The sequence below is a fragment of the Pseudomonas protegens genome (assembly GCF_003732485.1).
Taxonomy (GTDB): Bacteria; Pseudomonadota; Gammaproteobacteria; order Pseudomonadales; family Pseudomonadaceae; genus Aquipseudomonas; species Aquipseudomonas protegens_B.
Genome location: NZ_MOAK01000080.1, coordinates 16374 through 30848, shown reverse-complemented (window position 1 = coordinate 30848; position 14475 = coordinate 16374). Strand labels below are relative to the sequence as shown.

The following is a 14475-nucleotide window of genomic DNA, read 5'->3' as shown; positions in this document are numbered from 1 at the left end:
CGAAGGAAGTGGCTAGAGGTTGCAGGGCCAGCAAACCGCCGGTAACCAGCAACGGAAATTTTTTACGAAACGCGGGGGATTTCAATGCCATCTTATTAGTCCGGGCTTCCTGCGTGCCATCTGCCCGCGGTGTGGGCCGCACGCCTCTCGATGGTCTGAAAAAGATGCTGGATAATAAAGCATGACCCGCTTGACGGCTAGCGCCGTCGGAGACCCTTGTAATGCCTGACCAAGATGTACGCTTGCAACACCTGAAAGTTTGGCTCGATGAGCAGTTGGCGATTGTTTATGCAGCACAAGGCTGGGGCGAAGTACCCCCGGCAACATTGACCGCGGCCAGCAGTGACGCGAGTTTCCGCCGTTATTTCCGTTGGCAGGGTGCAGGCCGCAGCTTCGTGGTCATGGATGCTCCGCCACCCCAGGAAAACTGCAAACCCTTCGTGGATATCGCCCAATTGCTGGCGACTTCCGGCATCAACGTGCCGAAAATTTATGCCCAGGACTTGGTCCGGGGCTTTTTATTGCTCAACGACCTGGGCAACAAGACCTATCTCGATGTGATCGACGAAAGCAATGCCGATGCACTTTTCGAGGATGCACTGCAGGCCCTGCTGGCGTTTCAACAGTTACCGATGGATGCGCCACTGCCCAGCTACGATGTCGCTCTGCTGCGCCGTGAACTGGAGCTGTTTCCTGAGTGGTACGTCGGACGTGAACTGGGTGTCACGCTCAGCGCGCAGCAGCGCGAACAGTGGCAGCGGGTCAGTGACCTGCTAATCGACAGCGCCCTGGCGCAACCCAAGGTGCTGGTGCATCGCGACTATATGCCACGCAACCTGATGCTCAGCGAGCCGAATCCTGGGGTGCTGGACTTTCAGGATGCGGTCTACGGCCCAGTGACCTATGACGTGACCTGCCTGTTCAAGGATGCCTTCCTCAGTTGGCCGCAGCCCCGTGTGCGTGGCTGGCTGGAGGGTTACTGGCACCAGGCCCGAGCGCTGGGGATCCCCGTCCAGGAAGACTTCGAGGAGTTCCTCCGGGCCAGTGACCTGATGGGCGTACAGCGTCACCTCAAGGTGATCGGCATCTTCTCGCGGATATGCCACCGCGACGGCAAGCCTCGTTACCTGGCCGACGTGCCACGGTTCTTTGCCTATATAGAAGCAGTGCTGGCCCGTCGTCCCGAATTGGCCGAGCTTTCGCAACTGCTGCTCAGCCTGCGCCAGCCAGCGGGAGCCAATGCATGAAGGCAATGATTCTGGCCGCCGGCAAGGGCGAGCGCATGCGCCCCCTGACCCTGACCACCCCCAAGCCGCTGTTGCCTGTAGCCGGCATGCCCCTGATCGAATACCACCTGGTGGCGCTGGCCAAGGCGGGCTTTTGCGACATCGTGATCAACCATGCCTGGCTTGGCCAGCAGATCGAGGATGCCCTTGGCGACGGTCAACGCTGGGGCCTGAACATTCAGTACTCGGCGGAAAGCGAGCCTCTGGAAACCGCCGGCGGTATTTTCAAAGCCTTGCCCTTGTTGGGGGATGAGCCGTTTCTGGTGGTCAATGGCGATATCTGGACCGACTACGACTTCGCCTCCTTGCGTCGGCCCCTCGCTGGACTGGCTCACTTGGTGATGGTGGATAACCCGGCGCACCATCCCAGTGGTGGCGATTTCTGCCTGCAGGACGGGATGTTGCACGATGCCCGACCCGGAGCTGCAGCCCTGACCTTCAGTGGTATTTCGGTCCTGCACCCGAATTTGTTCCAGGAGTGTGTGCCGGGCCCCTTCAAACTGGCGCCGCTGTTGCGCGAGGCCATGGCCCGGGAACAGGTCAGCGGCGAGCATATGCAGGGACAATGGATCGACGTGGGTACGGTCGAGCGTCTGGCGCAGGTCGAAGCCCTGCTGCAAGCGAGGCGCTGATATGTGGTGGCCAGGGACTCTGATCGGAGCCGGAGCGGGTTTTGCAATTGCCAGCATTCCGGGGGCCATGCTTGGTGCGTTGTTGGGACAGGCTCTGGACCGGCGTCTGCAACTGCACAGCTGGGCGCATGTACGTGAGCGTCTGGGCGGTCGCCCGGCGTTGCGCAACGATGAACTGCTGTTCGTGTTGCTGGGGCGCTTGGCTAAAAGTGATGGCCGGGTGGTGGATGGGCATATCCAGCAGGCGCGTCAGGAAATGCGTTCGCTGGACATGAACGACTCAGCCCAGCGCCGAGCCATTGCAGCCTTCAATCGAGGCAAATCGGGCAATGACCGTCTGCGCGGTTATCTGCGGCGCCTGAGCGCCCAGCCCCATGCCGCGGAAGGTGTACTGCGCGCCTGCTGGCGAATGGTCTGGGCCGATGGCCGGGTGGGCCCGGCGGAGCGCGAACTGATCCAGCTCTGGGGCAAATGGCTGGGCTGGACCACGGAACAGATCCAGGCACTGGCACAGGAGTATGGCCCGGCGCGAAGGTCGCTGGCCGAGGGGGCCCTGACCTATCAGGAAGCGCTGCGCCTGTTGGGGGTTGCGGCCACCGCTGAACCGGCGCAGATCAAGCGCGCCTATCGCCGCCTGCTTAGCCGTCATCACCCGGACAAGATCGCTGGCAGTGGTGCCAGTGCGGCCCAGGTGCGGGAGGCGACGGAGACTACCCGTGAATTGCACAGCGCCTATGCTCTGATACGCGAGCGCCGGGATTTCCGCTGAGGCCTGGTCGGGCCGCCATTGCCAGTCAGGCAGCGGCGGCTCGAGCTCTTCAGCTGTCGGTGTTCTGCGGATTCAACCAGCCACGTACCCGGCGGAACAGCTGTTCTTGCTGGGCAGCATGATTGCCGGGCAAGGCTTTCAGGGGGGTCTGACTGAAGTTCGAATGCTTCAGGCGCTTGCTGGCTTGCAGTCGTTCCAGTGCCGCTTTCTGCGCGGCGCTCTTGTCGACATAGAAGAAGTCTGCGGTTGCCAGCTTCAAGGTCGGTGTCAACTCTGCCAATGGTGGCTTGCCATTGGCGGGTGTCTGGGCGGCCACCATCACCAGTTTCTGTACCTGAGAGGGCTGTTTTTCGCTCAGGTAGCGTGCGGCCCAGTAGGCGCCAGTGCCATGGCCCAGGAGCACGATACTGCGGGCATTCTGCTGTTCGGCGAAGGCCAGGGCTGCATCGATCCGGGTGAAGATGCGCTCGGCATCGGCCTTGACCTGCTCTTCGGTGCTTTCTGCGACTGCGCGGTCCGCCACGTCGGCTTCGCCGCCAGCGGCTTGCTCGATGGGCTTGGCCTCGGCGCTGGCGTCCTTGGCGGTATTGCTGGTGTCCGCTGGCGGCGGCGCTGCCTCGACGATCCGCGGTTGTGCCGCGTCGCTGAGCATGTCCGGCAGGGTCAGGCTCAGACTGCCCCAGTCAGCATCCGGCAGCTTGTTGCGCAGTGGGGCCACGGCTTGCGGCCAGTCGGCGCTTTCGCCAGCGCCCGGGAGGATAATCACCACGCCCTTGGGTTCGCTGGTGTTGGCCGGCTTCCACAGGGCCAGGAAGGTATCACCAGCGGCTTGCAACTGCTGTTGCTCCTGAGCAGGCAACTGACGCTCCAGGGCGCTGGCATCTTCCTGGCTGCGTTCAGGCAGGGTTTGGCGTTGCGCCGGTTGTTCCTCGGGGCTCTTGGTTTCCGGGGCCGGGTCGGCGGCTTCCGCAGAAAAGGTCCAAGGCAGGATCAGCGACAGGCACAATGCAGGCAGTGCCGAGCGGTGGACAAGGGGCATCGGATATTCCAGGCCAGAAGTAATTCCGGCAGCCTAATGGGTTGGTCAGTATTTGTCAGGGTGTGAGACTTCAGATGATGCTTTTTCGCTGCCTTCTGCTTATCGGCTGCCTGTGTCTTCCCTTGATAGGCAGGGCGGCGCCGCCGTCCCACGTGCCCACCGCGCCTTTGAGTCAGGAGCAGCGCCAGTGGCTTGAACAGCACCCGCAGTTGCGGGTGGGGCTGGTACTGCAGGCACCGTTCGCCCAATACGACCGGCGCCTGCAACGTCTGTCCGGGGCTAACGTCGAACTGATGCAGGCCTTGGCCCAGGCGCTGAAGATCGAACTCAGCTGGCGCAATTTTCCCGATCAGGCACAGCTGGAAAGAGCCCTGCGCGACGGTGAAGTGGACATGGCCCCCGGCCTGACCCAGACCCCCGCGGGCCTGAGGCTGTGGCTGTTCAGCGACCCTTATATGCGTGTGCCGCAGTTGGTGGTGGGGGAGCGCAAGGGCGCGGGGGCCGTGGAGCTGGAGAAGCTCGACAGCCAGGCCCGGGTCGCGGTGCGCATGCCCAGCGCGGTGGCCGACTACCTGCGCCTGACCTACCCCAACCTGAATCTGCAAGGTGTTCCCCTGGAGCGCCAGGCCCTGCAATTGCTGCTGAGCCAGCAAGCCCGCTATGCGGTAGTGGATGAAGCCCAGCTCAGTCGCCTGTCGGCGGAGGCAGAGTTTTCCGGGTTGGCGGTGGTGGGGGATATCGGCCTGCCGCAGCTGTTACGGGTAGCGACCCGTCGTGACTGGCCGGAGCTGGCCAGTATCGTAGAAACCGCCCTGCACGCGATCCCGGCCAAGGAGCTGGAACAACTGCACAGTCGTTGGCTGCAGCCCAAGTACCCGCGCCTGGGAGAATCGCCCGGCGTCTGGCAGAACCTCAGCCTGCTGCTGATGATCCTGTTGCTGGCCAGCTTGGCGATTGTCTTCTGGCAGCGTCGTCAGCAACGCAATCTGGAACAGCGGTTATTGGCGGCGCGGGAGGATATCGCCCTGCGCGCTGCCAGCGAAGAGGCCTTGCGCCTGACCCAATTTTCCATTGATCAGAGCACCGTGGGAATTCTCTGGGTCAACTGGGACAGCCATGTTCGCTATGCCAACCGGGCCGCTGAAGAAATGCTCGGTTACCCGGCAGGCGGAGTGATCGACCGCCCGCTGATCGATTTCGAACCCAACCTGCACATGGACCGCTGGCTCAACCTGTGGAAGCGTGCCCGGGCCAGTGAGGAAGGCGCGCAGAGTTTCGAGACCCAGTGCGTGCGTGCCGACGGCAGCATCCTTCCGGCGGACGTGTCCTTGAGCTTCCTGCGTTTTCGCGACAGTGAATACCTGGTGGTCTACCTCAATGACGTCACCGAGCGACGCCGGGCGCTGGCGGCCCTGCGGGAAAGCGAGGCACGCCTGCAGGGCATCGCCGCCAACGTCCCGGGTCTGGTGTTCCGCCTGGAGCGGGCGCCGGTCACTGGGCAGATCGATTTCGCCTATATCAGTGAAGGCAGTGAAACCCTGGTGGGCTACTCGCCGGCGACACTTGCCCACCGGGACACAGGCTTGCGCAGCCTGGTGCACCCCGACGACAAGGCCAGCTATCACCAGACCCAGGACCAGGCCCTGGACACCGATAGCGACTGGTCCTGGCAGGGTCGTATCCTGACCCGCCAGGGGCAGCAGCGCTGGGCTGAGATCAAGGCTATTACCCGCCGCCTGGATGACGGTGCTTTTGTCTGGGACGGTATTGTCTGGGACATCAGCGAGAGCAAGCGCATCGAGCTGGAGCTGGCCAGCTCCCGTGAACAGCTAAGGGAATTGTCGGCGCACCTGGAAAGCGTGCGCGAAGAAGAAAAGGCTCGCATTGCCCGGGAAGTCCATGACGAGCTGGGGCAGATGCTCACCGTGCTCAAGCTGGAAACCTCCATGTGCGAACTGGCCTATGCCCAACTCGACCCGGGCCTGCACGAACGACTCAACAGCATGAAGCGCCTGATCGCCCAACTGTTCCAACTGGTGCGCGATGTGGCCACTGCCCTGCGGCCGCCGATCCTCGATGCGGGCATCGCGTCGGCCATCGAATGGCAGGCCCGGCGGTTCGAGGCACGCACACAGATCCCCTGCCTGGTTCAAGTGCCGGATAACCTGCCGCGGCTGAGCGACGCCAAGGCCGTCGGCCTGTTCCGTATCCTCCAGGAGGCCCTGACCAATGTCATGCGCCATGCCCAGGCGCATACTGTGGAACTCACCCTGGCCCAGGAAGAGGATGAGTTGTGCATGACCATCAGCGATGACGGTCTTGGTTTCGATACCGCCTCTGCACGCCCGACGTCCTTTGGCCTGGTGGGCATGCGCGAGCGGGTGCTGATCATGGGCGGCAGCCTGTCGCTGCACAGTGAAAAGGGAGAGGGCACCATCCTGAGTGTCCGGGTGCCCCTGGACCGAGAACAATAACGAGGAGACGCGCGTGATCCGTGTACTGGTAGCCGAAGACCACACCATTGTCCGCGAAGGCATCAAGCAACTGATCGGCCTGGCCAAGGACCTGATCGTGGTGGGCGAGGCGAGCAACGGTGAACAGCTGTTGGAAACCCTGCGCCAGGTGCCCTGTGAAGTGGTGCTGCTGGATATCTCCATGCCCGGGGTAAACGGTCTGGAAGCCATTCCACGGATTCGGGCCCTGACCAACCCTCCGGCGATCCTGGTGCTGTCGATGCATGACGAGGCGCAGATGGCTGCGCGGGCGCTGAAGATCGGCGCTGCCGGCTACGCCACCAAGGACAGCGATCCGTCGCTGTTGCTGACGGCCATCCGCAAGGTTGCGTCCGGTGGGCGTTACATCGACCCGGACCTGGCGGACCGCATGGTCTTCGAGGTCGGCCTGACCGATGCCCGGCCCTTGCATTCGCTGCTTTCCGAGCGCGAGTTCTCGGTCTTCGAACGCCTGGCCCAGGGCGCCAACGTCAATGACATTGCCCAGCAATTGGCCCTGAGCAGCAAGACCATCAGCACTCACAAGGCGCGGTTGATGCAGAAGCTCAATATCACCTCCCTGGCGGAACTGGTGAAGTACGCCATGGAGCACAAGCTGCTCTGAGGAGAATCGGGCTGCGGGGAGGGAAACGTATCCATTTGCGACATCCCCGTCCCCAGGCTTTTGCCGGTTCTTGCAGCTTGTCGCTTGGAACTTGCGGCTACCCTTATCCAATCCCGCCATCCTTGTAGGGCAATCCCTACACGCAACCTTCCAGGCGGCTGAGGCGAATCTCTCCTGCGCCCCGATTTGCGCGGCCTGCGGCCTCCACTAGGCTTGTTCCACAGCCGTCTAAAACAAAAGGTGTGGGTATGAGCGAGGTCGATTCAAGCGCTGGGGCCAACGATGTTCTGGTCAGCTTTCGTGGTGTGCAGAAAAGCTACGACGGTGAAAACCTGATCGTCAAAGACCTCAACCTGGATATTCGCAAAGGCGAGTTCCTCACCCTGCTGGGGCCGTCCGGGTCCGGCAAGACCACCAGCCTGATGATGCTGGCCGGTTTCGAGACCCCAACTGCCGGTGAGATCCAACTGGCCGGGCGCTCCATCAACAATGTGCCGCCGCACAAGCGCGACATCGGCATGGTGTTTCAGAACTACGCGCTGTTCCCGCACATGACCGTGGCCGAGAACCTGGGCTTTCCGCTGTCGGTACGCGGCCTCAGCAAGACCGACATCAGTGAACGGGTCAAGCGGGTGCTGAGCATGGTCCAGCTCGATGCCTTCGCCCAGCGCTATCCGGCGCAATTGTCCGGCGGCCAGCAGCAGCGCGTGGCCCTGGCCCGTGCCCTGGTGTTCGAACCGCAGCTGGTGCTGATGGACGAACCCCTTGGAGCCCTCGACAAGCAGCTGCGTGAACACATGCAGATGGAGATCAAGCACCTGCACCAGCGCCTGGGCGTGACCGTGGTCTATGTGACCCACGACCAGGGCGAAGCCCTGACCATGTCTGACCGGGTGGCGGTGTTCCACCAAGGCGAGATCCAGCAGATCGCGCCGCCGCGCACTCTCTACGAAGAGCCGAAGAACACCTTCGTCGCCAACTTCATCGGCGAGAACAACCGCCTCAACGGCCGCCTGCACAGCCACAACGGCGAGCGTTGCGTGGTGGAGCTGGGGCGTGGCGAGAAGGTCGAGGCGCTGGCGGTGAATGTCGGTCAGGTCGGCGGCCCGGTGACCCTGTCCATCCGCCCGGAGCGGGTGAGCCTCAACGGTTCCAGCGAAAGCTGCGTCAACCGCTTCTCCGGCCGGGTGGCGGAATTCATCTATCTGGGCGACCACGTCCGGGTGCGCCTGGAAGTCTGCGGCAAGAGCGACTTCTTCGTGAAACAGCCGATTGCCGAGCTCGATCCTGCGCTGGCGGTGGGCGACGTGGTGCCGCTTGGCTGGCAAGTCGAGCACGTTCGCGCGCTTGACCCGCTTCTAGAGGCGAATTGATCGCCCCCCTGCAACACCAACCTGCACGTGGAGAACACAATAAATGTTGAGATCCCTGAAATTCACCGCCCCCCTCAGCGCTATCGCTGTGGCACTGGGCATGCTGGGTGCGGCGCACGCCATGGCGGCGGGACCGGACCTGACCGTGGTGTCCTTTGGTGGGGCGAACAAGGCGGCTCAGGTCAAAGCCTTCTACGCACCTTGGGAAGCGGCGGGCCATGGCAAGATCGTCGCTGGCGAGTACAACGGCGAGATGGCCAAGATCAAGGCCATGGTCGACACCAAGAGCGTGTCCTGGGACCTGGTAGAGGTCGAATCCCCTGAACTGTCCCGCGGTTGCGACGAGGACATGTTCGAGCAACTGGACCCGGCCCTGTTCGGCAACAGCGAAGACTACGTCAAGGGTGCCATCCAGCCTTGCGGCGTGGGCTTCTTCGTCTGGTCCACGGTGTTGGCCTACAACGCTGACAAGCTGAAAGCACCACCAGGCAGTTGGGCCGACTTCTGGGACACCAAGCAGTTCCCGGGCAAGCGCGGTCTGCGCAAGGGCGCCAAGTACACCCTGGAGTTCGCTTTGATGGCCGACGGCGTCGCGCCCAAGGATGTCTATAAAGTCCTGGCAGGCAAGGACGGCCAGGATCGTGCCTTCAAGAAACTCGATGAGCTCAAGCCTTACATTCAGTGGTGGGAAGCCGGCGCCCAGCCGCCGCAGTACCTGGCTTCCGGCGACGTGGTCATGAGCTCGGCCTACAACGGCCGGATCGCCGCGGTGCAGAAAGAAAGCAACCTGAAAGTAGTGTGGAACGGCGGTATCTACGATTTCGATGCCTGGGCCATTCCCAAAGGCCTGGACAAGGCTCGCGCTGAAGCCGCGAAGAAATTCATCGCCTACTCGGTGCAGCCGCAGCAGCAGAAAACCTATTCGGAAAACATTGCCTACGGTCCAGCCAACATCCAGGCCGTGCCGCTGCTGGCCAAGGACATTCTCAAGGACATGCCCACCACCCCGGAAAACATCGCCAATCAGGTGCAGATCGACGTCAGCTTCTGGGCCGACAACGGCGAGCAACTGGAACAGCGCTTCAACGCCTGGGCAGCCAAGTAACCACCCCCAGCTGTTGTAGGAGCGAGCTTGCTCGCGAAGGCGTGATCAGCGTCAACCTTGAGGTTGAGGGATGCCCTTCGATTCGCGGGCAAGCCCGCTCCTACCCCGGTGGTTTGTATTCGAAAGTTCGATTCGCGGAGTTTGTCATGACCATCACCGTTCCCCTGAACGCGGTCACCGGCCCGACCTTGAAGCAGCGGCTGGCCCGTGCCGAGCGGGTCAACCGCTGGAAGGCCCAGGCGCTGATCGCGCCCCTGGTGCTGTTTCTGCTGCTGGTGTTCCTGGTACCGATCGTGGCGCTGCTGTACAAGAGCGTCGGCAACCCGGAAGTGGTCGGGGGCATGCCGCGCACTGTCGTGGCCGTGAGTGCCTGGGATGGTCGTGGTCTGCCCGCCGAAGCGGCCTACAAGGCCGTGAGCGAAGACCTGTTTGAAGCCCGCAAGAATCAAACCCTGGGCGATCTGTCCAAGCGCTTGAACATGGAGTTGGCCGGCTATCGCAGCCTGCTGACCAAAACCGCCCGTGCCTTGCCGTTCAAGGCCGAGCCCGAATCCTATAAAGAAGCCATGGAGAGTCTGGACGAGCGCTGGGGCGACCCGGCCTACTGGCAGGCGATCCGTCGCAACACCAGCAGCCTGACGCCCTATTACCTGCTGGCAGCGGTGGACCATCGCATCGATGACCTGGGAGAACTGGCCCCGGCCACTCCGGATCAGTCCATCTACCTGGACATCTTTGCCCGGACCTTCTGGATGGGCCTGGTGATCACCGCCATCTGCCTGGCCCTGGCGTACCCGCTGGCGTATCTGCTGGCCAACCTGCCGGCGCGTAAAAGCAACCTGCTGATGATCCTGGTGCTGCTGCCGTTCTGGACTTCGATCCTGGTGCGGGTAGCGGCGTGGATCGTGCTGCTGCAGTCCGGCGGCCTGATCAACAGCGCGCTGCTGGCCATGGGGGTGATCGACAAGCCGCTGGAGTTGGTGTTCAACCGCACCGGGGTCTACATCTCCATGGTGCATATCCTGCTGCCGTTCATGATCCTGCCGATCTACAGCGTGATGAAGGGCATCTCACCCACTTACATGCGCGCGGCGATCTCCCTGGGCTGCCATCCATTCGCCAGCTTCTGGCGGGTGTATTTCCCGCAGACCTACGCCGGGGTCGGCGCCGGCTGTCTACTGGTGTTCATCCTGGCCATCGGCTACTACATCACCCCGGCGCTGCTGGGCAGCCCGAACGATCAGATGGTCAGCTACTTCGTCGCCTTCTACACCAACACCAGTATCAACTGGGGCATGGCTACGGCCCTGGGCGGCCTGTTGTTGCTGGCGACCATCGTGCTCTATCTGATTTACAGCTGGCTGGTGGGCGCCAGTCGCCTGCGCCTGAGCTAAGGAGAGAATCGAAATGCTGAGCCCCTACATGTCGCCCGTCGAACGGGTCTGGTTCTACAGCTTGCGGATTCTCTGCGGCTTGATCCTGTTGTTCCTGGTATTGCCGGTGCTGGTGATCATCCCGCTGTCGTTCAACTCCGGGAGCTTTCTGGTGTACCCGCTGCAGGGCTTCTCGCTGCACTGGTACCAGGACTTCTTCGCCTCTGCCGAATGGATGCGAGCGCTGAAGAACAGCATCATCGTCGCTCCGGCCGCCACCTTGCTGGCGATGGTCTTCGGCACTCTGGCGGCCATCGGCCTGACCCGTGGCGATTTCCCCGGCAAGGCGCTGGTGATGGCCCTGGTGATTTCGCCGATGGTGGTGCCGGTGGTGATCATCGGTGTTGCCAGCTATCTGTTCTTTGCCCCACTGGGCATGGGCAACAGTTTCTTCTCGCTGATCATCGTGCATGCGGTGCTGGGGGTGCCCTTCGTCATCATCACCGTGTCGGCGACCCTGCAAGGCTTCAACCACAACCTGGTGCGGGCTGCAGCCAGCCTCGGCGCTTCGCCGTTGACCACCTTTCGCCGGGTGACCTTGCCCCTGATCGCACCCGGGGTCATCAGTGGTGCGCTGTTCGCCTTCGCTACCTCGTTCGACGAAGTGGTGGTGACCCTGTTCCTCGCCGGCCCGGAGCAAGCGACGTTGCCGCGGCAGATGTTCAGCGGTATCCGCGAAAACCTCAGCCCGACCATCGCCGCCGCCGCCACGCTGCTGATCGCCTTCTCGGTGATCCTGCTGCTGACCCTGGAATGGCTGCGTGGGCGCAGTGAGAAGTTGCGCACCGCCCAGGTGTGAAGTCCTTTGTCTTCCTGACGGGTGTTGCCAGGCGCGGCACCGGTCAGGAGAGAAGAGAATTCGTCTGCTGAATAGGCGACAATCGACAATCCGCGACTACGCTTGTGCCAGCTCCCACCTTTATATAAGAGGCTGCGCACATGAGTATTTCCTCTTTCAAGATCGCTCATAAACTGCTCACCGGCAGTACCGCCATCGAACAACTGGCCGCTGAGCTGACCCGCCTGGATGTGGATAACCCGCTGATTGTCACCGATGCCGCGTTGCTCAAGTCGGGCACGGTAGAGCTGGCGCTGGCACATCTGGGTGAGCGCAGTTACGAGATTTTCGACCGGGTGCAGCCCGACCCGGAGATCGCCATCGTCGAAGACTGCATGCAGGTCTACCGTGAGGGCGGGCATGACGGCCTGATCGGCCTGGGGGGCGGCAGCGCCATCGATATCGCCAAGAGTGTCGCGGCTTACGCGGGCTACCATGGCGCCCTGGAGGATCTGTTCGGCATCGACCAGGTGCCACGCAAGGGGCCGCCGCTGATCGCCATTCCCACTACGGCCGGCACCGGTTCGGAAGTGACTAACGTGGCAATCCTCTCGGACAAGGCCGCGCAGTTGAAGAAAGGCATTGTCAGTGATTACCTGCTGCCGGACGTGGCCCTGGTCAGTCCGCAGATGACCCTGACCTGTCCCCGCAGCGTAACGGCCGCCAGTGGCGTCGATGCCCTGGTACACGCTGTCGAGTCCTATCTGTCCCTCAACGCTTCATCCATCACCGACTCCCTGGCCATTGGCGCGATCAAACTGATCGTCAAGGCGTTGCCCAAGGCTTATGCCAATCCCGCCAACCTGCAGGCCAGGGAGGATATGGCCACCGCCAGCCTGATGGCCGGCATGGCTTTCGGTAATGCCGGGGTCGGGGCGGTACATGCCCTGGCCTATCCGCTGGGTGGGCGTTTCCATGTGTCCCATGGCGTCAGCAATGCCTTGCTGCTGCCCTATGTCATGACCTGGAACAAGATGGCCTGCGTCGAGCGTATGCAGGATATCGCCGAAGCCATGGGGGTCCAGACGGCGCACTTGAGTGCCAGCGAGGCCGCTGATCGGGCCGTGGAGGCGATGACAGCGTTGTGCGCTGCGGTGGAAATCCCCAGCGGCTTGCGCAGTTTTGGCGTGCCGGAGGAGGCCATCCCCGCCATGGCGGTCGAGGCCGCGGGTATCGAGCGCCTGATGCGCAATAATCCGCGCAAACTGAGTCCTGCCGATATCGAGAAGATCTATCGTGCGGCCTACTGAACATCGCGGTTACGGTGTGCGCTCCAAAGCATGAGGTATACAATGCGCGCCATCGTGATCCTGCTCAAAAAAGGTGCGTCATGCAGCCCTTCGCTATTGCTCCGTCGATTCTCTCCGCCGACTTCGCCCGTCTGGGCGAGGAAGTGGACAATGTCCTGGCCGCCGGTGCCGACATCGTCCACTTCGATGTCATGGACAACCACTATGTGCCGAACCTGACCATCGGCCCGATGGTCTGTTCTGCACTGCGCAAGTATGGGATCACCGCACCGATCGATGCGCACCTGATGGTGACCCCGGTGGATCGCATCATTGGTGACTTCATCGAGGCAGGCGCGACTTACATCACCTTTCACCCGGAAGCCACGCTGCATGTGGACCGTTCCCTGCAGATGATCCGTGAGGGCGGCTGCAAGGCTGGCCTGGTGTTCAATCCGGCGACTCCGCTGGACGTGCTCAAGTACGTGATGGACAAGGTCGACATGGTCCTGCTGATGAGCGTCAACCCGGGCTTTGGCGGGCAGAAGTTCATTCCCGGCACCCTCGACAAACTGCGGGAGGCGCGGGCCCTGATCGACGCTTCCGGTCGCGACATCCGTCTGGAGATCGACGGTGGGGTGAACGTCAACAACATCCGCGAAATCGCCGCTGCGGGCGCCGATACCTTTGTGGCCGGCTCGGCGATCTTCAATGCGCCGAACTATCAGGAAGTCATCGAGAAAATGCGCGCCGAACTGGCGCTGGCTCGGTCATGAGCGCATTTGAGCAGCTGTTCCCGGGGCGTTTGCCGCGACTGGTGATGTTCGACCTGGATGGCACCCTGGTCGATTCGGTGCCGGACCTCGCGGCCGCCGTGGACCAAATGCTGCTCAAGCTGGGGCGCAAGCCCGCGGGTATCGAGGCGGTGCGCGAATGGGTCGGCAACGGTGCGCCGATGCTGGTGCGCCGAGCCCTGGCCAATAGTCTGGATGCCCAGGGCGTCGACGATGTCGAGGCTGAGCACGCTCTTGAGTTGTTCAACACCGCGTACGAGGACAGCCACGAACTGACTGTGGTCTATCCCGGTGTTCGCGAGACCCTCAAGTGGCTGCACAAGCAGGGCGTGGAAATGGCCCTGATCACCAACAAGCCCGAGCGTTTCGTCGCGCCATTGCTGGATCAGATGAAGATCGGCCGGTATTTCCGCTGGATCATCGGCGGCGACACCCTGCCGCAAAAGAAACCCGACCCGGCGGCACTGTTCTTCGTGATGAAGATGGCCAGCGTACCGGCGTCGCAATCGCTGTTCGTCGGCGACTCGCGCAGCGATGTGCTGGCGGCCAAGGCGGCGGGGGTCAAGTGCGTGGCCCTGAGCTACGGCTATAACCATGGCCGGCCGATTGCCGAGGAGTCGCCGGCGCTGGTGATCGACAACCTGCGGGCGCTGATCCCCGGTTGCTTAGAACCTGCCGCTGAGATAACGTTGCCCGACGCTGTTCCGTCCCCTTCTGGAAATTCCATCGTGGTGGTCACTCGCAAACTCTGGATGAAAGTCATCAAGGCCTTGGCCCGCTGGCGTTGGCGCGCCTGATTTTTGTCTGGCCGGCCCTGCCGGCACGTTTGCATACCTGACTGTTAGACCCTCAAGCCACGA

General features: G+C 62.4%; 13 protein-coding genes and 1 pseudogene. 12 read left to right on the top strand and 2 right to left on the bottom strand.

Annotation, left to right across the window (positions count from 1 at the left end; translation table 11 throughout):
- Nucleotides 1–91: pseudogene (locus BLX41_RS37435) on the bottom strand (hypothetical protein); the annotation flags it as partial.
- A 130-nt stretch (nucleotides 92–221) separates the two neighbouring features.
- Between BLX41_RS37435 and BLX41_RS21375 the strand changes: the two are divergent.
- Genes BLX41_RS21375 through BLX41_RS21365 form a run of 3 tightly spaced genes read left to right on the top strand, consistent with a single transcriptional unit; the run spans nucleotide 222 to nucleotide 2687 of the window.
- A complete protein-coding gene (locus BLX41_RS21375; RefSeq protein ID WP_123726498.1) occupies nucleotides 222–1247 on the top strand; it encodes an aminoglycoside phosphotransferase family protein in 1026 nt (341 codons plus the stop codon).
- On the top strand, nucleotides 1244–1918 hold the full coding sequence (gene murU / locus BLX41_RS21370) for an N-acetylmuramate alpha-1-phosphate uridylyltransferase MurU (protein WP_123726497.1): 675 nt from the start codon (nucleotides 1244–1246) through the stop codon (nucleotides 1916–1918). The genes BLX41_RS21375 and murU overlap by 4 nt, the downstream gene beginning before the upstream one ends.
- A gap of 1 nt (nucleotide 1919) precedes the next feature.
- The gene (locus BLX41_RS21365; protein WP_102881037.1) at nucleotides 1920–2687 is read left to right on the top strand and encodes a TerB family tellurite resistance protein; all 768 of its coding nucleotides are present in this window, start codon (nucleotides 1920–1922) and stop codon (nucleotides 2685–2687) included.
- Between the two features lie 49 nt (nucleotides 2688–2736).
- On the opposite strand, the gene BLX41_RS21360 is transcribed toward BLX41_RS21365, so the two are convergent.
- The gene (locus tag BLX41_RS21360; protein WP_123726496.1) at nucleotides 2737–3726 is read right to left on the bottom strand and encodes an alpha/beta hydrolase family protein; all 990 of its coding nucleotides are present in this window, start codon (nucleotides 3724–3726) and stop codon (nucleotides 2737–2739) included.
- 74 nt (nucleotides 3727–3800) lie between these two features.
- On the opposite strand from BLX41_RS21360, the gene BLX41_RS21355 reads away from it, so the two are divergent.
- From BLX41_RS21355 to BLX41_RS21315, 9 genes are all read left to right on the top strand, one after another.
- The gene (locus tag BLX41_RS21355) at nucleotides 3801–6200 is read left to right on the top strand and encodes a PAS domain-containing sensor histidine kinase (protein WP_123726495.1); all 2400 of its coding nucleotides are present in this window, start codon (nucleotides 3801–3803) and stop codon (nucleotides 6198–6200) included.
- Nucleotides 6201–6213: 13 nt separating this feature from the next.
- Entirely contained in the window at nucleotides 6214–6843 is a 630-nt protein-coding gene (locus BLX41_RS21350) for a response regulator (protein ID WP_123726494.1), read from the top strand.
- Between the two features lie 248 nt (nucleotides 6844–7091).
- Nucleotides 7092–8216, top strand: coding sequence for an ABC transporter ATP-binding protein (locus BLX41_RS21345; RefSeq protein ID WP_123726493.1), 1125 nt, complete (start codon nucleotides 7092–7094; stop codon nucleotides 8214–8216).
- A 43-nt stretch (nucleotides 8217–8259) separates the two neighbouring features.
- Nucleotides 8260–9321, top strand: coding sequence for an ABC transporter substrate-binding protein (locus tag BLX41_RS21340; protein WP_123726492.1), 1062 nt, complete (start codon nucleotides 8260–8262; stop codon nucleotides 9319–9321).
- 146 nt (nucleotides 9322–9467) lie between these two features.
- Complete coding sequence (locus BLX41_RS21335; protein WP_123726491.1) at nucleotides 9468–10715, top strand: ABC transporter permease; 1248 nt, start codon at nucleotides 9468–9470, stop codon at nucleotides 10713–10715.
- 13 nt (nucleotides 10716–10728) lie between these two features.
- A complete protein-coding gene (locus BLX41_RS21330; RefSeq protein ID WP_016963813.1) occupies nucleotides 10729–11553 on the top strand; it encodes an ABC transporter permease in 825 nt (274 codons plus the stop codon).
- A gap of 140 nt (nucleotides 11554–11693) precedes the next feature.
- A complete protein-coding gene (locus BLX41_RS21325; protein ID WP_123726490.1) occupies nucleotides 11694–12842 on the top strand; it encodes an iron-containing alcohol dehydrogenase in 1149 nt (382 codons plus the stop codon).
- 80 nt (nucleotides 12843–12922) lie between these two features.
- A complete protein-coding gene (gene rpe / locus BLX41_RS21320) occupies nucleotides 12923–13597 on the top strand; it encodes a ribulose-phosphate 3-epimerase (protein WP_123726489.1) in 675 nt (224 codons plus the stop codon).
- Nucleotides 13594–14412, top strand: a complete 819-nt coding sequence (locus tag BLX41_RS21315) for a phosphoglycolate phosphatase (protein ID WP_123726488.1) — start codon at nucleotides 13594–13596, stop codon at nucleotides 14410–14412. Before rpe ends, BLX41_RS21315 begins: the two co-directional genes overlap by 4 nt.
- Nucleotides 14413–14475: the final 63 nt, after the last annotated feature.